A 23,681-nucleotide genomic window follows, 5' to 3' on the forward strand; every position below is an offset into this window, starting at 1 on the left:
GCCTGCGGACGCCTCCGGACGGCCTGCGGACGACCGTCCGGGAACACCTCCGGACGGCCGTCCGGGAACGCCTGCGGAGGACCGTCCGGAAACGCCGACGGCCGGCGCCCGTGGAGCCGGGCGCCGGCCGTGTCTCGATCACGGACGGGGGGCGTCAGTTCATCGCCATCTCGTCGGTCAGGCTCGCCTCGGTGCTCGGCAGGCCGAGCTCGGAGGCGCGCTTGTCGGCCATCGCCAGCAGCCGGCGGATCCGGCCGGCCACCGCGTCCTTGGTCAGCGGCGGGTCGGCGAGCGCGCCCAGCTCCTCCAGCGAGGCCTGCTTGTGCTGCATCCGCAGCTGGCCGGCCGCGGCCAGGTGCTCGGGCACCTCCTCGCCGAGGATCTCCAGCGCGCGCTGCACCCGGGCGCCGGCCGCCACCGCGGCGCGGGCCGAGCGGCGCAGGTTGGCGTCGTCGAAGTTGGCGAGGCGGTTGGCGGTGGCCCGCACCTCGCGCCGCATCCGGCGCTCCTCCCAGGCGAGCACCGACTCGTGCGCGCCCAGCCGGGTCAGCAGCGCGCCGATCGCGTCACCGTCGCGGATGACCACCCGGTCCACGCCGCGCACCTCGCGGGCCTTGGCCGGGATGCCGAGCCGACGGGCCGCGCCGACCAGGGCCAGCGCCGCCTCGGAGCCGGGGCAGGTGATCTCCAGCGAGGAGGAGCGGCCCGGCTCGGTGAGCGAGCCGTGCGCCAGGAAGGCACCGCGCCAGGCGGCCTCGGCGTCGCAGGTGGCGCCGGAGACGACCGCCGGAGGCAGCCCCCGGATCGGGCGGCCCCGGCCGTCCACCAGACCGGTCTGCCGGGCGAGCAGCTCGCCGTCCTTGACCACGCGGACCACGAAACGGCTGCCGCGGCGCAGCCCGCCGGGCGCCATCACGACCAGGTCGGAGGAGTGCCCGAAGATCTCCAGCAGGTCCTTGCGCAGCCGCCGTGCCGCCGCCCCGGTGTCCAGCTCCGCCTCGATCACGATGCGGCCGCTCACGATGTGCAGTCCGCCCGCGAACCGCAGGATCGCCGACACCTCCGCCTTGCGACAGCAGGCCCGGGTGACCGGGAGCCGGCTGATCTCGTCCTTCACCGCTGGAGTCATCGCCATGGCCCGATCCTTCCATGTGTCCGGAAAATCCGGTCGTACGCTGCTGCCAACAGCTCGGGGTCGTGTCGCGGCGTGCCGTCGGTGCGGGCCACCGAACCGAGCACCAGGGCGGCGCCCATCCGCTCGGCCGCCTTCTCCAGACCGGCGAGGTCCGCCTGGCCGAAGGCACCGCCGGTGACGGCGCGCTCGTCCACCAGGATCGCATCCACCGCGAGCTCGGGGGCGTGGTCGGCTATGACCTCCAGGTGACGCTGCGGGGTGAAGCCCTCGGTCTCGCCGGGCTGCGGGGCCAGGTTCAGGGTGAGCAGCCGGCGGGCGCGGGTCTCGGTGAGCGCCTTGGCCAGCTCGGGCACCAGCAGGTGCGGCAGCACGCTGGTGAACCAGGAGCCGGGGCCGAGCACCACCCAGTCCGCCTCCCGGACGGCGGTGACGGCCTGCGGGACGGCCGGCGGCTCGTCCGGCAGCAGCCGGATCGACTGCACCGTGCCGGGGGTCACCGCGACGTCGGCCTGGCCGCGGACCGCCGACAGCTCGCCGGGCCGCTCCGGGTCGTGGCCGCGGACGGTCGCCTCGATGTCCAGCGGCACCGCCGACATCGGCAGCACCCGGCCCTGGACGTTGAGCAGCCGGCCGACCCAGTCCAGGGCCTCCACCGGGTCGCCCAGCTTCTCCCAGAGCGCGACGATCAGCAGGTTGCCGACGGCGTGGCCGCCGAGCTCCCCGTTGCCGGTGAAGCGCTGCTGGATCACCTCGGACCAGGTGCGGCCCCAGTCGTCGTCCCCGCACAGCGCGGCCAGCGCCTTGCGCAGGTCCCCCGGGGGCAGCACGCCCAGCTCGGTGCGCAGCCGTCCGCTGGAGCCGCCGTCGTCGGCGACGGTGACCACGGCCGTGAGGTCGCTGGTCAGCCGGCGCAGCGCGGACAGCGAGGCGGACAGGCCCTGGCCGCCGCCCAGCGCGGTGATCCGGGGGGCCGGATTCGTCCGGGCGGGACTGCTGCGCGGACGGCTCGGAGCCGGGGGCCGGGCCGGGCTGCCCGCCCGGTCACCGGTCCTGATCTGCGGCTGCCGCCCGGGCAGGTATCCCGCCACACATCACCTCGCGTTCCTCGGCCCCGTCACCCGCTGCGCCGGTGGGCCCGGCGAGGAGGGCGGCGGTTACTCCCGTCCCATGTCACGGTGGACGAGCACCGTCTCGACTCCGTCGGCGATGAGACGCTTGGTCAGACGCTCGGACATGGCGACGCTGCGGTGCTTGCCACCGGTGCAGCCTACGGCAAGCGTCATGTAACGCTTCCCCTCGCGCCGGTAGCCCTCGGTCACGATCCGGAGTAGCTCGGTGTAGCCGTCCAGGAACTCGTTGGCGCCGGGCTGCTGGAACACGTAGTCGGCGACGTCCGCGTCGGTGCCGGTCCGGGCCCGCAGCTCGGGCACCCAGTGCGGGTTGGGCAGGAAGCGGCAGTCCACCACGAGGTCGGCGTCGACCGGCAGGCCGTACTTGAAGCCGAAGGACATCACGGTGGCCCGCAGCTCGGGCTCGTCGTGGTCGGCGAACTGGGCGTCCAGCTTGGCGCGCAGCTGGTGCACGTTGAGGTTGGAGGTGTCGATCACCAGGTCGGCCTCGCCGCGCAGGTCGCGCAGCAGGTCGCGCTCCTGGGCGATGCCGTCCACGATCCGGCCGTCGGCCTGCAGCGGGTGCGGGCGGCGGACGCTCTCGAAGCGGCGCACCAGCGCGTCGTCGGAGGAGTCCAGGAAGACGACCCGCAGCCGGACGCCGCGCTTCTCCAGCTCGTCCAGCGAGGTGAGCAGGTCGTCGAAGAACTGGCGGCCTCGGACGTCCACCACCACGCCGATCCGGGCGACGTTGCCCTGGGAGCGGGCGCCCAGGTCGACCATGGTCGGGATCAGGGCCGGCGGCAGGTTGTCCACCACGAACCAGCCGAGGTCCTCCAGGCACTTGGCGGCGGTGGAGCGGCCGGCTCCGGACATGCCGGAGATGATCACCAGCTCCGGCGCGTTCTCGGCCACGTCTGACACGGTCACTTCGGTTCCCCGCTCTCGGTCTTTCTGCTGGGGAGAACGCTCACGGCGCGGCCGCCCTTCCCCGGCCCGGGCAGGCGGGCGGGGCCGGGGCACACCGGCTGACGGGCGGCGTCGGCCGTCATGGCGTCTCCTGGGATGGTGCGGTCTGGGGTGCTGCTGCCACCGGCTCTGCGGCCTGGTCGGCCCCGTCCTCGATGATCTCGCCGGTCGCGGTGTTGACCGCGGGTGCGGCGGGTGTACGGGAGGACAACGCCGCCGCAACAGTCTCCGCGGTGCGGCGTCCGATGCCGGGTACCGCGCAGAGCTCGTCCACGGTGGCGGCCCGGAGCTTCTTCAGCGAGCCGAAGTGCTTGAGCAGCGCCTGGCGGCGAGTCTCGCCGAGGCCCGGGACGGAGTCCAGTTCCCCGGCGGTGAGTCGCTTGGAACGCTTGGTGCGCTGGTAGCCGATCGCGAAGCGGTGGGCCTCGTCGCGCACCCGCTGGAGCAGGTAGAGGCCCTCGCTGGAGCGGGGCAGCACCACCGGGTCGTCCTCGCCCGGCAGCCAGACCTCCTCCAGCCGCTTGGCCAGGCCGCACAGCGCGACGTCGTCGATGCCGAGCTCGTCCAGGGCGCGCCTGGCGGCGGCGACCTGCGGCTGGCCGCCGTCGACCACCAGCAGTTGGGGCGGGTAGGCGAAGCGCTTGGGGCGGCCCTCCTCGGTGCGCGGGCCGTCCCCGGGCCCCTCCTCGGGCCGGTCCTCGGGCCGGTCGTCCTCGGACTCCGGGACGGCCCACTCGCCGGTCTGCTCGCGCTCCTGGAGGTAGCGGCGGAACCGGCGGCTGATCACCTCGTGCATCGAGCGGACGTCGTCCTGGCCCTCGAAGCCCTTGATCTGGAACCGCCGGTACTCGCTCTTGCGGGCCAGGCCGTCCTCGAAGACGACCATCGAGGCCACCACGTCCTCGCCCTGGAGGTGGGAGATGTCGTAGCACTCGATGCGCAGCGGGACGGAGTCCAGCTCCAGCGCGTCGGCGATCTCCTGCAGGGCGCGGCTGCGGGTGGTGAGGTCGGAGGCCCGCTTGGTCTTGTGCAGCGCGAGCGCCTGCTGGGCGTTGCGCTGCACGGTGGCCATCAGGTCCTTCTTGTCGCCGCGCTGCGGGACGCGCAGGTCGACCTGGCTGCCGCGCAGCCCGCCCAGCCACTCGCGCACCGGCCCGGCCGGGTCGGGCAGGGCGGGGACGAGCACCTCGCGCGGGACGGACTCGCCGCCGCCGTACAGCTGCTGGAGGGCGTGCTCGACCAGGCCGGCGGTGTCGACGTCCTCGACCTTGTCGGTGACCCAGCCGCGCTGGCCGCGCACCCGGCCGCCGCGGACGTGGAAGATCTGCACGGCGGCTTCGAGTTCGTCCTCGGCGAGGGCCAGCAGGTCGGCGTCGGTGGCGTCGGCGAGCACGATGGCGTTCTTCTCCATCGCCCGCTTGAGGGCGCCGATGTCGTCCCGCAGCCGGGCCGCCTTCTCGTACTCCAGCCCGGCCGCGGCCTCCCGCATCTCCTCTTCGAGCCGGCGCAGGTAGTTGCCGGTGCGCCCGGCCATGAAGTCGCAGAAGTCCTCGGCCAGCTCCCGGTGTTCGTCCGCCGAGACCTTGCCGACGCAGGGCGCGGCGCACTTGCCGATGTAGCCGAGCAGGCACGGCCGGCCGACCTGCCGGGCCCGCTTGAAGACGCCGTTGGAGCAGGTGCGGACCGGGAAGACCCGCAGCAGCAGGTCGACCGTCTCCCGGATCGCCCAGGCGTGCCCGTACGGGCCGAAGTAGCGCACGCCCTTCTTGTGCGCCCCGCGCATCACCTGGACCCGCGGGTACTCCTCGTCGAGGGTGACGGCGAGTTCGGGATAGCTCTTGTCGTCGCGGTACTTGACGTTGAACCGCGGGTCGAACTCCTTGATCCAGGAGTACTCGAGCTGGAGCGCCTCGACCTCGGTGCCGACCACGGTCCACTCCACCGAGGCGGCGGTGGTGACCATGGTCGCGGTGCGCGGGTGCAGGCCGGCCAGGTCCTGGAAGTAGGACGACAGGCGCGGCCGCAGGCTCTTGGCCTTGCCGACGTAGATGACCCGGCCGTGGGCGTCACGGAACTTGTAGACGCCCGGGGAGGTCGGGATCGCACCGGGCGCCGGGCGGTAGGTGCTCGGGTCAGCCATGGGTCCACCGTACCGAGTGGGGGCGGGGCCGCGGGGACGGGATCTCTCGGGAGACGGTCAACTGCTTCAGCTCGGGGTCACCTTGAGGTTCCCGCCCTCCACCGTGACGGTGTAGGCGGGCAGCGGGGAGGGGGCCGGGCCGTCCTGGACGGCGCCGTCGGCGATGGCGAACCGGCTGCCGTGGCAGGGGCACTGGATCTGCTGGTTCTTCACCTGGTCCACGATGCAGCCGGCGTGGGTGCACTTGGCGCTGAAGGCCTTGTACTGGCCGGCGGCCGGCTGGGTCACCACGATCTTCTGCTCGCGGAAGACCTTGCCGCCGCCCTCCGGCACCGCCGAGGCCGGGCCGAGGTCCACCGGGCCCTTGGCGGTGCTGCCCCCGCCGGAGGAGGAGGACGAGGACGAGCTGCAGCCGGTGACCGCCACGGTGCCGCCGGCCGCCAGGACGGCCGCCGCCCCGCAGAGCAGGGTGCGGCGGGAGGCGGTGGGGCTGCCTTCGGGGGCCTCGGACATCGGTGCGCTCCTACGGTTGCTGCTGCGGCTGCGGGGACCACGGAATTCTATGCCGCACGCGCCCCGCCGCTCCCGGTACTCCCACCGTCGGGTGGGGCCGGAAGCGGCGGGGCGGACGGGACGGCTCGTCGGCTACTTCTTCGACGGGGCAGCGCGCTTGCGCGGTGCCGCCTTCTTGGCCACGGCCTTCGTCGCCACGGCCTTGGTCGCCACGGCCTTGGTCGCCGCGGCCTTGGTCGCCGCGGCCTTGGTCGCCACAGCCTTGGTCGCCGCGGCCTTCTTGGCCGGGGCGGCGGCCGGGGCGTCCGCGAAGTCGCTCGGCAGGATGTCCCGCAGGAACTTGCCGGTGTGGCTCTCCGGGACGGCGGCGATCTCCTCGGGGGTGCCCTCGGCGACCACCGTGCCGCCGCCGGAGCCGCCCTCGGGGCCCATGTCGACGATCCAGTCGGCCGTCTTGATCACATCGAGGTTGTGCTCGATGACGATCACCGTGTTGCCCTTGTCCACCAGCCCGCTGAGCACCTTGATCAGCTTGCTGATGTCCTCGAAGTGCAGACCGGTGGTCGGCTCGTCCAGCACGTAGACCGTCCGCCCGGTGGAGCGCTTCTGCAGCTCCGAGGCCAGCTTGACGCGCTGCGCCTCGCCGCCGGAGAGCGTCGGCGCGGACTGGCCGAGCCGGACGTAGCCGAGGCCGACGTCGTTGAGCGTCCTCAGGTGCCGGGCGATCGCCGGGACGGCCTCGAAGAAGGCCAGCCCCTCCTCGATCGGCATGTCCAGCACCTCGGCGATGGACTTGCCCTTGTAGTGCACCTCCAGCGTCTCCCGGTTGTACCGGGCGCCGTGGCAGACCTCGCACGGCACGTAGACGTCCGGCAGGAAGTTCATCTCGATCTTGATGGTGCCGTCGCCCGAGCAGTTCTCGCAGCGGCCGCCCTTGACGTTGAACGAGAACCGGCCGGGCAGGTAGCCGCGGACCTTGGCCTCCTGCGTCTCCGCGAAGAGCCGGCGCACGTGGTCGAACACGCCGGTGTAGGTGGCCGGGTTGGAGCGCGGCGTACGGCCGATCGGCGACTGGTCGACGTGCACCACCTTGTCCACCTGGTCGGTGCCGGTGATCCGGGTGTGCCGGCCGGGCACGCTGCGGGCGCCGTTCAGCTCCCGGGCGAGGTGGGTGTAGAGGATGTCGTTGACCAGCGTCGACTTGCCGGAGCCGGAGACGCCGGTGATCGCCGTGAAGGTGCCCAGCGGGAAGCCGACCGTGACGTCCTTGAGGTTGTGCTCGCGGGCGCCGTGGACGGTCAGCTGGCGCTTCTTGTCCCGCTCCCGGCGGGCCGCCGGGATCGGGATGGCCCGCTTGCCGGAGAGGTACTGGCCGGTCAGCGACTCCTCGTTGCCGAGCAGCTCCTTGAGCGAGCCGGAGTGCACCACCTTGCCGCCGTGCTCGCCGGCGCCCGGGCCGATGTCGACCACCCAGTCCGCGGTCTTGATGGTGTCCTCGTCGTGCTCGACCACGATCAGGGTGTTGCCGATGTCGCGCAGCCGCACCAGCGTCTCGATCAGCCGGTGGTTGTCCCGCTGGTGCAGACCGATCGAGGGCTCGTCCAGCACGTAGAGCACGCCGACCAGGCCGGAGCCGATCTGGGTGGCCAGCCGGATGCGCTGGGCCTCGCCGCCGGACAGGGTGCCGGCCGCGCGGTCGAGCGAGAGGTAGTCCAGGCCGACGTCGACCAGGAAGCGCAGCCGCTCGTTGACCTCCTTGAGGACCCGCTCGGCGATCTGCTTGTCCCGCGCGTTGAGCTTCATCGCGCCCAGGAACTCGGAGCAGTCGCTGATCGACATCGAGGAGACCTCGGCGATCGACCGGCCCTCGACCGTCACCGCGAGCACCACCGGCTTGAGCCGGGTGCCCTGGCACGTCGGGCAGGGCACCTCGCGCATGTAGCCCTCGAAGCGCTCGCGGCTGCTGTCGCTCTCCGCCTCGGTGTGCCGGCGCTGGATGAACGGGACGGCGCCCTCGAAGCCGGTGCTGTAGGAGCGCTCCCGGCCGAAGCGGTTGCGGTAGCGGACCTCCACCTGGTGCTTGTGCCCGTACAGCAGCGCCTTCTTGGCGCGGGCGGGCAGCCCGGCCCAGGGGATGTCGGTGCGGAAGCCGAGCTCCCCGGCCAGCGCGTCGATCAGGCGCTGGAAGTACTCCTTGGCGTGCCCGGCCGACCACGGGTGGATCGCGCCCTCGTCGAGCGAGCGCTCGACGTCCGGCACGACCAGCTCCGGGTCGACCTCCATCCGGTTGCCCAGGCCCGAGCAGTCCGGGCAGGCGCCGAACGGCGAGTTGAAGGAGAACGAGCGCGGCTCCAGCTCCTCGAACGACACGTCGTCGTACGGGCAGTAGAGGTGCTCGGAGTACATCCGCTCGCGCTCCGGGTCGTCCTCGGGGAGGTCGACGAAGTCGAGCACGACCATGCCGCCGGACAGCCGCAGGGCCGTCTCCACCGAGTCGGTGAGCCGCCGCTTGGCGCTCTCCTTGACGGTCAGGCGGTCGATGACCACCTCGACGGTGTGCTTCTCCTGCTTCTTCAGCTTCGGCGGCTCGGCCAGCTGGATCGTCTCGCCGTCCACCCGGGCGCGGGAGTAGCCCTTGGACTGAAGGTCGGCGAAGAGGTCGACGAACTCGCCCTTGCGCTCGCGCACCACCGGGCTGAGGACCTGGAAGCGGGTGCCCTCGGCGAGCTCCAGCACCTTGTCCACGACCGCCTGCGGCGACTGCTTGGCGATCGGGCGGCCGCAGTGCGGGCAGTGCGGCTTGCCGATCCGGGCGAACAGCAGGCGCAGGTAGTCGTAGACCTCGGTGATGGTGCCGACGGTCGAACGGGGGTTGCGATTGGTGGACTTCTGGTCGATCGAGACGGCCGGGGAGAGGCCCTCGATGAAGTCCACGTCGGGCTTGTCCATCTGCCCGAGGAACTGACGGGCGTACGAGGACAGCGACTCGACGTAGCGGCGCTGGCCCTCGGCGAAGATCGTGTCGAAGGCGAGCGAGGACTTGCCGGAGCCGGAGAGGCCCGTGAAGACGATGAGGGAGTCGCGGGGCAGGTCGAGCGAGACGTTCTTGAGATTGTGCTCGCGAGCACCGCGGACGATGAGGCGGTCGGCCACTGCTTCTGGCGCCTTTCTCCGGGGCGAGACTACTGGCGTTGGGAGGTGGGTCTTCTTCCAGGATGCGGCAGCCAGCCTATAGCTCAGACGTTCGAATCTCGACTTCGTCCAGTGGAGACCACCCGAACGAGTGAGGACCGCCCCGGGACCGTCCGCACCCGGACCGAAAAACCCCCTGCTCAGGGCCCGGATTCGGCGATAGCGTCGTCTGGTCAACGAGCGAGGCCCCCGGTGGGCAACGCTCCGCCTCCCGACAGAAGGCAGATTCGATGACCGACCCGCAGTCCGCCGCCGCCTCCGCCGCCTCCTGGCTGGACCAGGTCGAGGAGAGCACCCAGCGCCTGCTGCAGACCGTCGCCGAGCTGAAGCCCGACGCCGTCGCCGAGCCCTCCGCACTGCCCGGCTGGACCCGCGGCCACGTCCTGGCCCACCTCGCCCGCAACGCCGACTCCCTGGTCAACCTGCTGAACGGCGCCCGCACCGGCACCGACATCCCGCAGTACGCCAGCGGCGAGGCCCGCGACGCGGACATCGAGCGCGACGCGCCCCGCCCGCTGGAAGTCCACCTCGCCGACCTGCGCGACTCGCACGCCCGCTTCGCCGAGGCCGCCGCGCTGCTGCCGGACGAGGCCTGGACCGCCGAGGTCCGCCACCGCACCGGCTACGTCTTCCCGGCCTCCGACATCCCGCACAAGCGCCTGCTGGAGGTCGAGTACCACCACGTCGACCTGGCCGCCGGCCACACCCCCGCGCACTGGCCGGAAGACTTCGCCACCGCCCAGTTCCGCAAGCTCGCCGAGAGCCTGGCCGGCGCCGGCCTGCCCGCCGTCCGCCTGGTCGCCACCGACACCGAGGACCGCGCCGTCATCGGCACCGGCGAGCCCGCCCTGACCGTCGAGGGCCCCGTCCGCGCCCTCCTAGCCTGGCTCTCCGGCCGCTCCGCCGGCGCCGACCTGCGCCGCACCCCCGACACCGACCTCCCCCCGCTTCCCCCGATGGGCTGACGGCGCGAGGATGACCCTGAACCCTGTAGCCGGACGAGGAGCAGTGGCATGACGTACCACGGAGCGGTCAAGGTCGGCGGACCGCCGGACGTGCGCGAGCTGGCCCACCTGATCATCACCAAGGTGGCCGTAGGACCGTACGACAACAACGCCTACCTGCTGCGCTGCCGGGCCACCGACGAGCAGTTGCTGATCGACGCGGCCGCCGACGCCCCGGTGCTGCTGGAGACCGTCGGGGACGACCTCGAAACCGTGGTCACCACCCACCGGCACCAGGACCACTGGGGCGCGCTGGCCGAGGTGGTCGCCACCACCGGCGCCCGCACCGCCGCCGGCGAGCACGACGCCGAGGGCATCCCCGTGCCCACCGAACTGCTGCTCGCGGACGGCGAGCGGCTGCGCGTCGGCGACGTCGAGCTCACCGTCCGCCACCTGGTCGGGCACACCCCCGGCGCGATCGTGCTGATCTACGACGACCCGCAGGGCCACCCGCACGTGTTCACCGGCGACTGCCTCTTCCCCGGCGGCGTCGGCAACACCTGGGGCGACCCGGAGGCCTTCCGCACGCTCTTCCGGGACGTCAACGAGAAGATCTTCGACGCCCTCCCGGACGAGGCCTGGGTCTACCCCGGCCACGGCAACGACACCACCCTCGGCGCCGAGCGCCCGCACCTCGACGAGTGGCGCGAGCGCGGCTGGTAGCCCGCGCACCCCGGGTGCGCCGGGTACGCCGCGCACCCCGGGTACGCCGAGGCCCCCGCGACCGGTGACCGGTCACGGGGGCCTCGGCGTTCAGCGGGCACCTCAGGCGTCGAGCTTCTCCTGCTCGCGCTCGGCCAGGGCCGCGGCCTTCTTCGAGGCCCGCAGGCTGGTGAACGTGGTGACGGCCAGCACCACCACGATGAAGCCCAGCGAGAACGGGATGCCGATCTCCGGGGCCCAGGTCGCGCCCGCCTCGTGCGCGGCGTGCAGCACCAGCTTCACGCCGATGAAGCCGAGGATCACCGACAGGCCGTACGACAGGTGGACCAGCTTCTTCAGCAGGCCGCCGATCAGGAAGTACAGCTGGCGCAGGCCCATCAGGGCGAAGGCGTTGGCGGTGAAGACCACGTACGGGTCCTGGGTGAGGCCGAAGATGGCCGGGATCGAGTCCAGGGCGAACAGGACGTCGGTGGTGCCGATCGCCAGCATGACGATCAGCATCGGGGTCATCAGCCGGCGGCCGTTCTCCCTGATGAAGAGCTTGGTGCCGTGGTACTTGTCGGTCGACGGGAAGCGCTGCTCGATCGACTTGAGCAGGCGGTTCTCCTCGAACTCCTCGTCCTCCTCGTCGGCCCTGGCCTCCTTGATCAGCTTCCACGCCGTCCAGATCAGGAAGGCGCCGAAGATGAAGAAGACCCAGGAGAACTGGGCGACCAGCGCGGCGCCGCCGGCGATGAACACCGCCCGGAGCACCAGCGCGATGATCACACCGAACATCAGCACGCGCTGCTGGTAGATCCTGGGCACCGCGAACTTGCCCATGATCAGGATGAACACGAAGAGGTTGTCGACACTGAGCGACTTCTCGGTGATGTAGCCCGCGAAGAACTCACCCGCCGGCTGCCCGCCGGAGTGCCACCAGAGGAACCCGCCGAAGATCAGCGCCAGCACGACCCAGACGGCCGTCCAGATCCCGGCCTCCTTGATCGAGACCTCGTGCGGCTTGCGGCCGCCGATGAAGAAATCGGCCACGATCAGGGCGATCAACACACCGATCGTGGTGACCCACATGGTTACGGAAACGTCCACTACTGCTCCTCCGGCAGGTAGGCGAGACAGTCATCGTCACTGCCGGAGGTCTCTTCCGCCCGTCGGGCCAGCGCCCCGGGGTGCCACGACGGGCACCCGTGATGACGGGGTCGGCTGTCGAGGAATACTCCCCTCCGCTGCCATCGAGAGTAACAGGAGAGGCAAGGAAAGGTAAAGAAGGTAAAGAACCGTCAGGGGTGGGGACCGTCAGAGGTAGGGATCGATCGCCGGCAGCAGGTCCTGGAAGGTCCGGCCCTTGGCCGGGGCGCCGATCGCCTGCATCTCCCAGCCGCCCTCGCCGTCCCGGACCACCTTGGCCATGATCTGCCCGGTGTGCGGACCGCCGCCCGCCAGCTCGTAGCGGGCCAGCTCCAGCCCGGTGGTCTCGTCCACCAGGCGGCAGTGCGCCCGCTCCACCTCGGCGAAGGTCTGCCCGGTGTAGGAGCTCACCGTGAACACCACCTGGGTGATGTGCGCCGGCACGTGCATCAGGTCGACCAGGATCGCCTCGTCGTCCTCGTGCCCCGAGCCGCCGTGCACGTTGTCCCCGGTGTGCCGGACGGAGCCGTCCTCGCTCTCCAGGTGCTGGAAGAACACCACGTCGGACGGGGTCTTCTCGGCGTACAGCAGCGCCGAGGCGTCCAGGTCGATCGTCCTGGTGCGACTGCCGAACAGGCCCCGCTTGGGAGCCGCCTGCCAGCCGAGGCCCATCCGGACCACGGTCAGGGCGGCGCCCGCCCCCTTCTGGAGGCTGACCCGCTGCCCCTTGGCAAGGTTCACCGACACGACGTTGTCCTCTCTGCCGGCCACGCGGTCGCTGCCGCCCGGCTCCCCGGTGGAACACCCCGTCGCCGTCCCCCGGCTGAGGCCCCCTCTGCTACGGCCCGCGCCCGTCCAGCGGACACGATGCCGCAGGCCAGCCTAGGCCCTGCGACACCCCGACCTCCTCAGGGTTTCCCCGTTTGTGGCAAGGCTGAGACACCTCCGGGCTTGACCGGTGCCATTCCGGCCAAGCCCGGGCGTCCCAGCCGTCACGCCCCGCCCCGACGGGCGCCGGGCACTCCCCTGCGGATCCCGCTCCACACGGATCCCGCTACGCCACCCCGGCCTCGCGCATCTGCCGCAGCTCCTTCTTCAGCTCCTTGACCTCGTCGCGCAGCCGCGCCGCGACCTCGAACTGCAGGTCGGCGGCGGCCGTGTGCATCCGGTCGGTCATCTCCTGGATCAGCTCCGCCAGCTCGGCGGCCGGCAGGGACTTGGCGGGCTTGCGCTCGGCGCCCAGCGAGGGCACCGGGGCCTTGCCCTTGCCCTGGCCGCGGTAGCCGGAGGAGAGCAGCTCGTCGGTGTCCACGTCCTCGCGGGCGAGGGTGTCCAGGATGTCGCCGATCTTCTTCCGCAGCGGCTGCGGGTCGATCCCGTGCTCCTTGTTGTAGGCCTGCTGCACGGCCCGGCGGCGGTTGGTCTCGTCGATGGCCTTCTCCATCGACGGCGTGATCCGGTCCGCGTACATGTGGACCTGGCCCGAGACGTTGCGGGCCGCGCGGCCGATCGTCTGGATCAGCGAGGTGCCGGAGCGCAGGAAGCCCTCCTTGTCCGCGTCCAGGATCGCCACCAGCGACACCTCGGGCAGGTCCAGGCCCTCGCGCAGCAGGTTGATGCCGACCAGCACGTCGTACTTGCCGGCCCGCAGCTCGCGCAGCAGCTCCACCCGGCGCAGGGTGTCCACGTCGCTGTGCAGGTACCGGACCCGGATGTCCAGGCCGAGCATGTAGTCGGTGAGGTCCTCGGCCATCTTCTTGGTCAGCGTGGTGACCAGCACCCGCTCGTCCCGCTCGACCCGCTTGCGGACCTCGTGCACCAGGTCGTCGATCTGGCCCTCGGTCGGCTTGACGATCACCTCGGGGTCGATCAGGCCGGTCGGGCGGATGATCTGCTCGACCTGGCCGTCGCCGCGCGACAGCTCGTACGCGCCGGGCGTCGCCGACAGGTACACCGTCTGGCCGATCCGCTCCAGGAACTCCTCCCACTTCAGCGGGCGGTTGTCCATCGCGGACGGCAGCCGGAACCCGTGCTCGACCAGCGTGCGCTTGCGCGAGGCGTCGCCCTCGTACATCGCGCCGATCTGCGGGACGGTGACGTGCGACTCGTCGATGACCAGGAGGAAGTCCTCCGGGAAGTAGTCCAGCAGCGTGTTCGGCGGGGAGCCGGGCTCGCGGCCGTCGAAGTGCATCGAGTAGTTCTCGACGCCCGAGCAGGTGCCGATCTGGCGCAGCATCTCGATGTCGTAGGTGGTGCGCATCCGCAGCCGCTGCGCCTCCAGCAGCTTGCCCTGCTTCTCCATCCGGGCGAGCGTCCCCTCCAGCTCCGTCTCGATGCCGGTGATCGCCCGCTCCATGCGCTCGGGGCCGGCCACGTAGTGCGAGGCGGGGAAGACGTAGACCGAGTCGTCCTGGCTGATGATCTCCCCGGTGAGCGGGTGCAGGGTGTACAGCGCCTCGATCTCGTCGCCGAACATCTCGATCCGGACGGCGAGCTCCTCGTACACCGGGAAGATCTCGATGGTGTCGCCGCGCACCCGGAAGGTGCCGCGGCTGAAGGCGACGTCGTTGCGGGCGTACTGGATGTCCACGAAGCGGCGCAGCAGGACGTCCCGGTCGATCTCCTCGCCGACCCGCAGCCGCACCATCCGGTCCACGTACTCCTGCGGGGTGCCCAGGCCGTAGATGCAGGAGACGGACGCGACCACGATCACGTCCCGGCGGGTGAGCAGCGAGTTGGTCGCCGAGTGGCGCAGCCGCTCGACCTCCTCGTTGATCGAGGAGTCCTTCTCGATGTAGGTGTCCGTCTGCGGGACGTACGCCTCGGGCTGGTAGTAGTCGTAGTACGAGACGAAGTACTCGACGGCGTTGTTCGGCAGCAGCTCGCGGAACTCGTTCGCCAGCTGCGCGGCCAGCGTCTTGTTCGGCGCCATCACCAGGGTGGGCCGCTGCAGCTTCTCGATCATCCACGCCGTGGTGGCCGACTTGCCGGTACCGGTGGCGCCCAGCAGGACGACGTCCTTCTCCCCTCCCCTGATCCGGCGTTCCAGCTCGGCGATCGCCGCCGGCTGGTCACCGTTCGGCTGGAAGGGACTGACGACCTCGAAGGGCGCCACGGACCGCTCAATACTCGTGATGGGACGCACGCATCAACCGTACGACCCACCACTGACAAGCGGGGCCTACTTGGCGCTGTCGCGGGCCAGGGCGACGAGGCGGGAGATCGCGCGGAGGTACTTCTTGCGGTAGCCGCCGCGGAGCATCTCCTCCGGGAAGACCTGGTCGAAGGGGATGCCGGAGGCGGTGATGGGCAGCTCGCGGTCGTACATCCGGTCGGCGAGGACGACCAGGCGCAGGGCGGTGGACTGGTCGTCGACCTGGCGCACGCCGCGCAGGCAGACCGCGGAGACGTCGTCCAGCATGGCGCCGTAGCGGCTGGGGTGGACGGCGGAGAGGTGGGTCAGCAGGGCGTCGAAGTCGTCGAGGGAGGCGCCGGGGGTGCGGGCAGCGGCGGTCTCGACGGCCTCGTCGGAGTACGGCGGCGGGGCGTCGGGCAGGCCGCGGTGGCGGTAGTCCTGGCCGTCGATCCGCAGCGGGCGGAAGTGCGCGGACAGGCCCTGGATCTCGCGCAGGAAGTCGGCGGCGGCGAAACGGCCCTCGCCGAGCTTCTCCGGCAGGGTGTTGGAGGTGGCGCAGAGCTTGACGCCGGCCTCGACCAGCCGGCCGAGCAGGGTGGAGACCAGCACGGTGTCGCCCGGGTCGTCCAGCTCGAACTCGTCGATGCAGAGCAGCGTGTGCCCGGAGAGGGTGCGGACGGCCTGCTGGAAGCCGAGCGCGCCGACCAGGTTGGTCAGCTCGACGAAGGTGCCGAAGGCCTTGGGGCCGGGGGCGGAATGCCAGAGCGAGGCGAGCAGGTGGGTCTTGCCGACGCCGTAGCCGCCGTCGAGGTAGACCCCGGCCGGGCCGGTGGGCGCGGGGGCGGAGCGGCGGAACCAGCCGCGCTTGGGCGCGGAACCGTTTCCTCCCGCGAGGGTGGCCGCGAACTGCTCCAGGACCTGCACGGCCTCGTACTGGCTCGGCTGGCTCTGGTCCGGGATGTACGACCCGAAGCTCACGCCGGCGAACCGGGGCGGCGGGACCATCTCGGCGACCAGCCGCTCGGCGGGCACCACGGGACGGCGGTCGGTGAGTGCGATCGGGGAGCCGGCCGCGCTCGCGGCGGCTATGGACTCGGTCGCGGTGTCGGGGCGGGAGGCTGCGGGCACATCTGTAGAGGGTACGCCTGCTCCCCGCGGCCTCCGAACCGCCCCCGAACCGCCTCCGACCCGCTTCCGACCCGCTTCCGGGCGACCGGCGGTGGAAGACTGAGGGCATGCAACAGTTGATCAGCCCGCTGGGTGAGCCGGTCGCCGATCCGGCCGCCCTGGAGTCGCTCGCCGCCGTGTACGCGTACCCCGAACAGGTGAATCGGGGCCGCCCGTGGCTGCGCGCCAACATGGTGGCCGGCCTGGACGGCGGGGCGAGGCTCGACGGTCTGTCCGAAGGGCTCTCCGGGGACGCCGACAAGCGGATCTTCGGGGTGCTGCGGGCGCTGTCCGACGTGGTGCTGGTGGGCGCGGAGACGGTCCGCGCCGAGGGTTACCGGCCGGCCCGGGCCCGCAAGGAGTTCGCGGCCGCCCGGGCGGCGGCGGGGCAGGCGCCGGCCCCGGCGATCGCCGTCGTGACCCGTTCGCTGCGGCTGGACCTGACCGCGCCGCTGTTCACGGAACCGCTGGTCAGGACGGTGGTGATCACCACCGAGGACGCCCCCGAGGAGCGCCGCCGGGCGGTCGCCGAGGTGGCCGACCTGGTGCTCGCCGGCACCGGGGCGGTGGACCTGCGGGCGGGCGTGGCGGCACTGGCCGAACGGGGCTGGACCAGGCTGCTGACCGAGGGCGGCCCGCGCCTGCTCGGACAGCTCGCCGCGGCGGACCTGCTGGACGAGCTGTGCCTCTCCCTGGCCCCGCTGCTCACCGGCGGCGACGCGCCGCGCATCCTCCACGATGCGGAAATGCCTGACGTGCAGCGGATGCGGCTGGTCTCATTGATCGAGCAGAAAGGATTCCTCTTCACCCGCTACCTGCGTCACCTGGGTTCGGAATGACCCCGTGACCCCCCGATCGTGATCCCGTTATGCGATGCCGGGGCCCGGGGGCCGGCCACTGGAAGGGACTCACGTGTTCAAGACGGTACTGATGATCGAAAAGGCTCTCTCCGACGCGGACGTGGAGCTCGTCACCACGCTCCACAGCGACGAGAAGGTCTCCTTCGTCGTCCTGATGCAGCCGCGCGGCAAGCAGGACGAACTGCTGCGGGCGCTCGACGACGTCGCCCTCGGCCACCTCGACAAGGTGGTGCACGAGCACGACGAGTCCGAGAGCGGCCCGACCGTGGCCACCGAGTCGCTGGAGCACAGCCTGCGCCACCTGCGCGCGGCCGGGGCCGAGGCGGTGGGCGAGCTGGTCGAGGAGAAGCCCCTGGAACGGCTGCGCGCGGCCGTCGAGGAGCACCGGGCGGACGAGGTGGTGGTGCTCACCTCACCGCACTTCGTGGAGGAGTTCTTCCACCGCGACTGGGCCTCCCAGGCCCGGCACAAGGTGGGGGTCCCGGTGCTGAGGCTGTTCGCCAGCGACTCCTAGAACCCTGGCTCCGCGCGCCGGTGGTGCAGAATCGTCCTTGCGGTCCGCCCGCGAGGACGGTTCCGGCGTCGGCTCCCACGCCGACCCACCCCGAGCCGTCCGCCCGACCTGTCTGCCCCCGCCCGTACGGAGCCACGCCTTGAACGACGCCGCGCACGACCTGCACGCCCCGCACTTCATCGGCATCGGCGGCGCCGGGATGTCCGGCCTGGCGAAGATCCTCGCAGTGCGCGGTGCCAGCGTCTCCGGCAGCGACTCCAAGGAGTCCGAGACCGTCCTCGCGCTGCGCGCCCTCGGTGCCACCGTGCACGTCGGCCACGCCGCCGAGCACGTACCGGACGGCACAAGCAGCGTCGTCGTCTCCAGTGCGATCCGCGCCGACAACCCGGAGCTGGCCGCCGCCCAGGAGCGCGGCATCCCGGTCGTGCACCGCTCCGACGCGCTGGCCGCGCTGATGGGCGGCCGCCGCGCGCTCGCCGTGGCCGGCACCCACGGCAAGACCACCACCACCAGCATGCTCGCCGTCGCCCTCGGCGAACTGGGCCTGGACCCGTCCTACGCGATCGGCGGCGACCTCGACGCGCCCGGCTCCAACGCCCACCACGGCACCGGCGAGATCTTCGTCGCCGAGGCCGACGAGAGCGACCGCAGCTTCCACAAGTACGCGCCCGAGGTGGCGATCGTGCTCAACGTGGAGCTGGACCACCACGCCAACTACGCCTCGATCGACGAGATCTACGAGTCCTTCGAGACCTTCGCCGGCCGGATCGTCCCCGGCGGCACCCTGGTGGTCTCCGCCGACCACGACGGCGCCCGCGAGCTGACCTCCCGGGTGGCCGGCCGCGAGGGCCTGAACGTGGTCACCGTCGGCTCCGCCGAGGACGCCGACCTCCGGGTGCTCTCGGTGGTCGCCCACGGCATGACCAGCGAGGTCACCGTCCTCCTGGACGGCACCGAGCTGGCCTTCACCGTCTCGGTGCCCGGCCGCCACTACGCCCACAACGCGGTCGCCGCGCTGGCCGCCGGCGTGGCGCTGGGCGTCCCGGCCGCCGACCTGGCCAAGGCCCTCGGCGCCTACACCGGCGTGCGCCGCCGCCTGCAGCTCAAGGGCGAGGCCGCCGGCGTCCAGGTGATCGACTCCTACGCCCACCACCCGACCGAGATGACCGCCGACCTGGAGGCCATCCGCGAGGCCACCGAGGGCCGCGTCCTCGTCGTCTTCCAGCCGCACCTGTTCAGCCGCACCCAGCAGCTCGCCGAGGAGATGGGCGCCGCCCTCGCCCTCGCGGACACCTCCGTGGTCCTCGACATCTACCCGGCCCGCGAGGACCCGATCCCGGGCGTGACCAGCGAGCTGATCATCGACGCCGCCCGCCGGGCCGGCGCCGAGGTCACCGCCGAGCACTCCTTCGCCGCCGCCCCCGCCCTGCTGGCCGGCCTCGCCCGCCCGGGCGACCTGCTGCTCACCATGGGCGCGGGCGACGTCACCAACCTCGGGCCCGAAATTCTGGAGCACCTCGCGAACGTTGCCTCCAACGTCTGACGTACGCCGAGCGGGAGTCGTGATGAGCTACGAGATCGAGAAGTCCGAGGCCGAGTGGCGCGCCGAGCTCAGCCCCGAGGAGTACCACGTGCTCCGCGAGGCGGGCACCGAGCGCCCGTTCGTCGGCGAGTACACCGACACCAAGACGGTCGGCGTCTACGGCTGCCGGGCCTGCGGCGCGGAGCTGTTCAGCTCCGAGACCAAGTTCGACAGCCACTGCGGCTGGCCGTCGTACTACGCACCACTGGCCGGCGACCGGGTCGAGTACATCGAGGACACCTCGCTCGGCATGCGCCGGGTCGAGGTGCGGTGCGCGCGCTGCGGCGGGCACCTGGGCCACGTCTTCGAGGGCGAGGGCTACGGCACACCGACCGACCAGCGCTACTGCATCAACAGCATCTCGCTGACACTGAAGCCGGCCGAGTAGCCGTCCCCATCGCGTGAGGGCGGGGCCGTGGACACCTCCACGGCCCCGCCCTCACGCGTATCGCCGGGTGTCGGCCCACGGCGGGTTCCCCGTACGCTGTGCGGATGGATCGGGCGGCAGCGAGTTCGTTTCGTGCGGTGGTCTTCGACTTCTTCGGAGTCCTGACCTCGAACATGGTGGAGATCATCACCTGGTTCGAGAACCGGGAGCGGATCGCCCCGGGGACGTTCCTGCGCGCCTGGTCGGACCCGCGCGGGCAGGACCTGTTCCGGCGTTTGGAGCTTGGCCGGATCAGCCAGGAGGACTGGAACACCGGGTTCGCGGCCCTGATGGGCGTGAAACCGGACAACCTGCTGGCCAGGTACCTCCACGACGCCTTCCCGGCGTACCCGGTCCTCCAGGTCGCGCGGCAGGCCCGCGCGGCGGGGGTGCGGACCGCGGTGCTGTCCAACAGCCTCGGGCGGCAACCCTACGACCCCTACGCCGGCTTCGACCTGGACGGCACCTTCGACGCGGTGGTGCTTTCGGCGGACCACGGTGTCCGCAAGCCCGAACCCGAAGCCTTTCAGATCGTGCTGGATCGCCTCGGTGTCAGCGCCGAGGAATGCCTCTTCGTGGACGACAGCGAGGACAATCTCTTTGCCGCCCAGCGGCTCGGCTTCACCCCGGTGCTCGGGCTGGACGAGGACGTGGTCGTGCGGCGGCTGCGCGAGCTACTGCGCCTGCCCGCCCTCTAGGAAGTCGCGCACCCCGGCGTGGCCGGTGTGCGGCGCCAGTTTCTCGCGCAGTCCCCGCAGTTGGGACGCGGAGCGCGCTGAGTCGACCGAGCCGAGGCAGGCTGCCGCGTGCCGGCCGGTGGCAACGGCGGCATCCAGGTCGTGCAGCGCGAGGTGCGCCTCCGCGGCGCGGGCAAGGTAGATGGCGTGGCTGCGGGGGTACTGCTCGTCGCCCGGGTACGCCTGCATCCCGGCCTCGAATCGCCGCAGAGCCTCGGCAGGGTCTCCCAGCTCCAGGGCGGAGGAGCCGGCGATCATCTCGATCTCGCCGTAGTCCACCCAGTAGAGGAAGCCGGGGTCGTCTTCGCGCCGCCCCTTGTCCAGCGCTGCTCGTGCCAGGTGGAGCTGATGCTTGGTCTCTTCTTTCGCTCTGTCCTTCGACCATGCGCGGGCGGCGCGGGCGGCGAGCATCGCCTCCATGCGCGGGGTGCTCCGGCCGCGCATTTGCATACGGGCCGTGTCCACGAACGACACCGCCCGGCCAGCCAGGCCTGGGGAGGAGTAGCACTGGATGGCTGCGAAGGACAGAGTGTAAGCGCCGGCGGTCACATCGCCGCACTCGGCGGAGGCGCGCAAGGAGGCGTCGAAGTAGGACTGGGCGAGGCCGACGCGACCCTGGTCGAAGGCCGCCCAGCCGACCTGTCGGGCGGCCTCGGTGGTGATCGCGTACAAGCGCGACAGCTGATCGCCCTTGTAGCGCCGGGACTTGATCGCCGCCACCGCCAGGGCAAGATCGCTGCGCGCAGCCGTGAAGACCTCGCCGCTGCCGAGTTCGTCATCGACGTGGCGTAGGAGCTGGAGTCGGCCTTCCAAACCGGCCAGCAGGGAGGAGTGGTCGACAGGCGTCGCCCGTGGCTCGAGGAGGGTGTGCCCGATGGCCGTGACCCAGTTGTTCGTTGACGCTGACAGAGCAACGCCGGCTGCGAGGAACCCTCGGCGATCCACTCGTCTTCCCTCCATCAGGCTCGTGAGAACCGCCAGAGTCGCCCCGGCATGGCTCCAGGAAACGTTCACAGGCGCGGCGTCGGCAAGAGCAGCGGCGAAGCTTCCGCCGGTCCCGAGGACCCCGTCGTAGGCGGCGGCCGTAGGAAGTCGACCAGATCGACTTCCTGTTTAGAAGACGCACAAGGTGAGGAGGCGAGCCCTGGCCGAGGCCGCCGTTGCTGTGCATTTCCAGCGGGGGCAGGTGGGCTGGGCACTCACAAGACCAGCTTCCCGCTGTTTCGGGCGGCCCGGCCAATTCGGCCGGGCCGCCCACCCATTCTCAAGGTTCACTTTCCGCTACCCCAATCCCACCGAGCTTGCCACGTATGGATGCTCCCCGGGTGGGTGGGTGGGTGGGTGGGTGGGTGGGTGGGTGGGTGGGTGGGGCACTATGCATTGAGGCGGGCCCGGGTGCGAGCACCCGGGCCCGCCTAAAATTTTGCCGATTGTTCAGCGCAAACAGATTCCCGAGATTTTTGGACGGCCCGGACAAATTGGCCGGACCCCCCTCCGAATATCGATTCTGTTTTTCCGGCTGCCCGATCCCAGCGAGATAGTCGCGGGGACCCGGCCGCGCGGGAAGTCGATTCGACCGACTTCCTGTGCGGCGTCAGGGGGCGGCCGGTTCGAAGCGGACCGGGAGGTGGACCAGGGCGCGGTGGAAGGGGCCCGGGCGCCAGAGCAACTCTGCTGCCGGGGTGGCGAGTTCGAGGTCGCTGAGGCGGCTGCCCAGCTGCTCGATCGCGGTGATCGCGATCAGCAGGGCCGGGTCGCGGGCCGGGCAGGCGTGCGGGCCGGCCGCCCAGGCCAGGTGGGCGCTCTCGCCGCTGCGCAGCTCGCTCCCGTCGGTGGGCGGCGCGGCCTGCGAGTTGGCGGCCGCGTACGAGACCAGGACGAGGGAACCGGCCTTGATCTCGCGGCCGTGCAGGACGGTGTCGTAGCGCGGGTAGTGGGCGGAGAGGTTGGCCAGCGGCGGCTCGTGCCAGAGCACCTCGTCGATCGCCTGGTGGGCGGTCATCGCGCCGCCGAACAGCGAGCCGGCGTAGCGGGCGTCGGTGAGCAGCCGCAGCAGGGCGTTGCCGATCAGGTTGGTGGTCGGCTCGTGCCCGGCGATCATGGTCAGGCTGATCTGCCGGATCGCCTCGTCCTCGTCCAGCCCGACCGGGTGGGTGACGAACCAGGAGGCGAGGTCGTGCCGGGGGCGCTCGCGGCGCTCGGCGACCATGGCGGTGACCACCGCGAGGAGCTTGCCGTACGCGGCGCCGGCCTGCGCGCCGGACTCGATCAGCCCGGTGATCGCGGCGACCACCTCGGCGTGCTGCTCCTCGGGCACGCCGAACCAGGTGGTGAGCACCGAGGCGGGCACCTGCCGGGCGTACTCGGCGATCAGGTCGGCGCGGCCGACGGCGGCGAAGCGGTCGATCAGCCGGTGGGCGGTCTCGGCGACCTGCCGCTGCAGCCGGTGCGGTTCGAACAGGGCGAGGGCGTCGGTGATCACCGCGCGGTAGCGGGCATGCGTGTCGCCGTCGCTGAACAGGGCGGTCGGGCGGTAGCCGAGCACCGGCAGCAGCGGGGAGTCCGGCGGGAGGGTCCGCTGCCAGGCGCGGGAGTCCTTGGAGAAGGTGTCGCTGTCCCGCAGCAGGTCCAGCGCGGCCTGGTAGTCGGTGACCAGCAGCGCCTCCACGCCCGGCGCGATCTCCACCGGGGCGACCGGGCCGTGCCGGCGCAGCCGCTCGTACACCAGCTGGGGGTCCGCGGCGAAGGCCGGGCCGTGGATCGGGGTCGGACGGGTCTCGACGGTCACGAGCGCTCCTGGGTGGCGGGGGAGGCGGCGGGCAGGGCGTCGAGGACGTGCTCGGCCAGCGCGATCAGCGCGTCCAGGCTGGCCTCGCGCTCGCGGGCGTCGCAGAGCAGCAGCGGGGTGGCGGGGTGCAGGTCCAGGTGGGCGCGGAGCACCTCTTCCGGGTGGACCGGCGCGTCCGGGAAGCGGTTGACGGCGACGGCGTACGGCAGCCCCTGCTCCTCGACCATGTCCATGATCTCGAAGGAGTCGGCCAGCCGACGGGTGTCGGCGAGCACCAGGGCGCCCAGCGCGCCGCGGGCGATGTCCTGCCAGAGCGGGAAGAAGCGGCGCTGGCCGGGGGTGCCGAACATGTAGAGCACGACGTTGCCGGGCAGGGTGAGCCGCCCGAAGTCCACGGCGACGGTGGTCGTGGTCTTCTCGGGCAGGCCGGCCAGGTCGTCCACCGGCCGTCCGGTCTCGGTCATCGCCTCCTCGGTGTGCAGGGTGGCGATCTCCGAGAGGGTGCGGATCAGCGTGGTCTTGCCGACCCCGAACGGGCCGGCGACCACCAGCTTCATCAGCGTCTGGTCCCGGTCGGGCAGGTAGCCGACCCGGCCGGACGGGTCGCCCGACGGGCC

The 23,681-nt window shown here is 71.7% G+C and carries 20 protein-coding genes; 7 read left to right on the forward strand and 13 right to left on the reverse strand.

Translation table 11 applies throughout. The annotated features are described in order from the left end of the window. Window positions 1-154 precede the first annotated feature (154 nt). The 6 genes from whiA to uvrA form a co-directional block, all read right to left on the reverse strand. Window positions 155-1,135, reverse strand: coding sequence for a DNA-binding protein WhiA (gene whiA, locus ACYP53_RS01385; protein ID WP_030238424.1), 981 nt, complete (start codon window positions 1,133-1,135; stop codon window positions 155-157). Continuing rightward, entirely contained in the window at window positions 1,126-2,223 is a 1,098-nt protein-coding gene (locus tag ACYP53_RS01390) for a gluconeogenesis factor YvcK family protein (RefSeq protein ID WP_189916421.1), read from the reverse strand. The genes whiA and ACYP53_RS01390 overlap by 10 nt, the downstream gene beginning before the upstream one ends. A 66-nt stretch (window positions 2,224-2,289) precedes the next feature. Then, window positions 2,290-3,174, reverse strand: coding sequence for an RNase adapter RapZ (gene rapZ, locus ACYP53_RS01395; RefSeq protein ID WP_229928619.1), 885 nt, complete (start codon window positions 3,172-3,174; stop codon window positions 2,290-2,292). Window positions 3,175-3,292: 118 nt separating this feature from the next. Then, a complete protein-coding gene (gene uvrC / locus ACYP53_RS01400) occupies window positions 3,293-5,353 on the reverse strand; it encodes an excinuclease ABC subunit UvrC (RefSeq protein ID WP_459646427.1) in 2,061 nt (686 codons plus the stop codon). Window positions 5,354-5,419: 66 nt separating this feature from the next. Further along, window positions 5,420-5,866: a Rieske (2Fe-2S) protein gene (locus tag ACYP53_RS01405; protein ID WP_189916423.1), complete on the reverse strand. Its 447-nt coding sequence runs from the start codon at window positions 5,864-5,866 to the stop codon at window positions 5,420-5,422. A 132-nt stretch (window positions 5,867-5,998) separates the two neighbouring features. After that, window positions 5,999-9,019, reverse strand: a complete 3,021-nt coding sequence (gene uvrA / locus ACYP53_RS01410) for an excinuclease ABC subunit UvrA (protein ID WP_459646428.1) — start codon at window positions 9,017-9,019, stop codon at window positions 5,999-6,001. A 269-nt stretch (window positions 9,020-9,288) separates the two neighbouring features. Here uvrA and ACYP53_RS01415 point away from each other — a divergent pair, with 269 nt between their 5' ends. Next, complete coding sequence (locus ACYP53_RS01415; protein ID WP_459646429.1) at window positions 9,289-10,023, forward strand: maleylpyruvate isomerase family mycothiol-dependent enzyme; 735 nt, start codon at window positions 9,289-9,291, stop codon at window positions 10,021-10,023. Between the two features lie 48 nt (window positions 10,024-10,071). Further along, window positions 10,072-10,725, forward strand: coding sequence for an MBL fold metallo-hydrolase (locus ACYP53_RS01420; protein WP_189916426.1), 654 nt, complete (start codon window positions 10,072-10,074; stop codon window positions 10,723-10,725). A 102-nt stretch (window positions 10,726-10,827) separates the two neighbouring features. On the opposite strand, the gene ACYP53_RS01425 is transcribed toward ACYP53_RS01420, so the two are convergent. From ACYP53_RS01425 to zapE, 4 genes are all read right to left on the reverse strand, one after another. Then, window positions 10,828-11,814 (reverse strand): TerC family protein, encoded by a 987-nt coding sequence (locus ACYP53_RS01425; RefSeq protein WP_189916427.1) that lies wholly within the window; start codon window positions 11,812-11,814, stop codon window positions 10,828-10,830. A gap of 207 nt (window positions 11,815-12,021) precedes the next feature. Then, entirely contained in the window at window positions 12,022-12,600 is a 579-nt protein-coding gene (locus ACYP53_RS01430; RefSeq protein WP_189916428.1) for a TerD family protein, read from the reverse strand. 307 nt (window positions 12,601-12,907) lie between these two features. After that, window positions 12,908-14,998: an excinuclease ABC subunit UvrB gene (gene uvrB / locus ACYP53_RS01435; protein WP_189916429.1), complete on the reverse strand. Its 2,091-nt coding sequence runs from the start codon at window positions 14,996-14,998 to the stop codon at window positions 12,908-12,910. Window positions 14,999-15,034: 36 nt separating this feature from the next. Next, entirely contained in the window at window positions 15,035-16,078 is a 1,044-nt protein-coding gene (zapE, locus tag ACYP53_RS01440; RefSeq protein WP_229928637.1) for a cell division protein ZapE, read from the reverse strand. A gap of 146 nt (window positions 16,079-16,224) precedes the next feature. Between zapE and ACYP53_RS01445 the strand changes: the two genes are divergently transcribed. The 5 genes from ACYP53_RS01445 (at window position 16,225) to ACYP53_RS01465 (ending at window position 20,237) form a co-directional block, all read left to right on the forward strand. Beyond that, window positions 16,225-16,995: a pyrimidine reductase family protein gene (locus tag ACYP53_RS01445; protein WP_459646430.1), complete on the forward strand. Its 771-nt coding sequence runs from the start codon at window positions 16,225-16,227 to the stop codon at window positions 16,993-16,995. A gap of 73 nt (window positions 16,996-17,068) precedes the next feature. After that, window positions 17,069-17,530 carry an indole-3-glycerol phosphate synthase gene (locus tag ACYP53_RS01450; protein WP_189916431.1) on the forward strand — a complete coding sequence of 154 codons (462 nt, stop codon included), beginning with the start codon at window positions 17,069-17,071 and terminating at the stop codon, window positions 17,528-17,530. Window positions 17,531-17,690: 160 nt separating this feature from the next. Further along, window positions 17,691-19,073, forward strand: coding sequence for a UDP-N-acetylmuramate--L-alanine ligase (gene murC, locus ACYP53_RS01455; protein WP_459647935.1), 1,383 nt, complete (start codon window positions 17,691-17,693; stop codon window positions 19,071-19,073). A gap of 22 nt (window positions 19,074-19,095) precedes the next feature. Then, complete coding sequence (gene msrB, locus ACYP53_RS01460) at window positions 19,096-19,500, forward strand: peptide-methionine (R)-S-oxide reductase MsrB (RefSeq protein ID WP_459646431.1); 405 nt, start codon at window positions 19,096-19,098, stop codon at window positions 19,498-19,500. Window positions 19,501-19,604: 104 nt separating this feature from the next. Further along, window positions 19,605-20,237, forward strand: a complete 633-nt coding sequence (locus ACYP53_RS01465; RefSeq protein ID WP_459646432.1) for an HAD family hydrolase — start codon at window positions 19,605-19,607, stop codon at window positions 20,235-20,237. On the opposite strand, the gene ACYP53_RS01470 is transcribed toward ACYP53_RS01465, so the two are convergent. The 3 genes from ACYP53_RS01470 to ACYP53_RS01480 all read right to left on the reverse strand — a co-directional run bounded on the left by ACYP53_RS01470 (window position 20,214) and on the right by ACYP53_RS01480 (window position 23,621). Further along, entirely contained in the window at window positions 20,214-21,290 is a 1,077-nt protein-coding gene (locus ACYP53_RS01470; protein ID WP_459646433.1) for a hypothetical protein, read from the reverse strand. The two genes, ACYP53_RS01465 and ACYP53_RS01470, sit on opposite strands and share 24 nt — an antisense overlap. Window positions 21,291-21,870: 580 nt before the next feature. Further along, a complete protein-coding gene (locus tag ACYP53_RS01475; protein WP_189916435.1) occupies window positions 21,871-23,064 on the reverse strand; it encodes a cytochrome P450 in 1,194 nt (397 codons plus the stop codon). Continuing rightward, window positions 23,061-23,621 carry a GTP-binding protein gene (locus tag ACYP53_RS01480; protein ID WP_189916569.1) on the reverse strand — a complete coding sequence of 187 codons (561 nt, stop codon included), beginning with the start codon at window positions 23,619-23,621 and terminating at the stop codon, window positions 23,061-23,063. The genes ACYP53_RS01475 and ACYP53_RS01480 overlap by 4 nt, the downstream gene beginning before the upstream one ends. Window positions 23,622-23,681 lie beyond the last annotated feature (60 nt).

The sequence above is a fragment of the Kitasatospora sp. Ki12 genome (assembly GCF_054601375.1).

Excerpts from the sequence above, each read along its gene's own strand:
- whiA (WP_030238424.1), bottom strand. The coding sequence starts at position 1,135 with ATGGCGATGACTCCAGCGGTGAAGGACGAGATCAGCCGGCTCCCGGTC.
- uvrC (WP_459646427.1), bottom strand. The coding sequence starts at position 5,353 with ATGGCTGACCCGAGCACCTACCGCCCGGCGCCCGGTGCGATCCCGACC.
- ACYP53_RS01405 (WP_189916423.1), bottom strand. The coding sequence starts at position 5,866 with ATGTCCGAGGCCCCCGAAGGCAGCCCCACCGCCTCCCGCCGCACCCTG.
- ACYP53_RS01415 (WP_459646429.1), top strand. The coding sequence starts at position 9,289 with ATGACCGACCCGCAGTCCGCCGCCGCCTCCGCCGCCTCCTGGCTGGAC.
- ACYP53_RS01420 (WP_189916426.1), top strand. The coding sequence starts at position 10,072 with ATGACGTACCACGGAGCGGTCAAGGTCGGCGGACCGCCGGACGTGCGC.
- ACYP53_RS01445 (WP_459646430.1), top strand. The coding sequence starts at position 16,225 with ATGCAACAGTTGATCAGCCCGCTGGGTGAGCCGGTCGCCGATCCGGCC.
- msrB (WP_459646431.1), top strand. The coding sequence starts at position 19,096 with ATGAGCTACGAGATCGAGAAGTCCGAGGCCGAGTGGCGCGCCGAGCTC.
- ACYP53_RS01465 (WP_459646432.1), top strand. The coding sequence starts at position 19,605 with ATGGATCGGGCGGCAGCGAGTTCGTTTCGTGCGGTGGTCTTCGACTTC.
- ACYP53_RS01480 (WP_189916569.1), bottom strand. The coding sequence starts at position 23,621 with ATGAAGCTGGTGGTCGCCGGCCCGTTCGGGGTCGGCAAGACCACGCTG.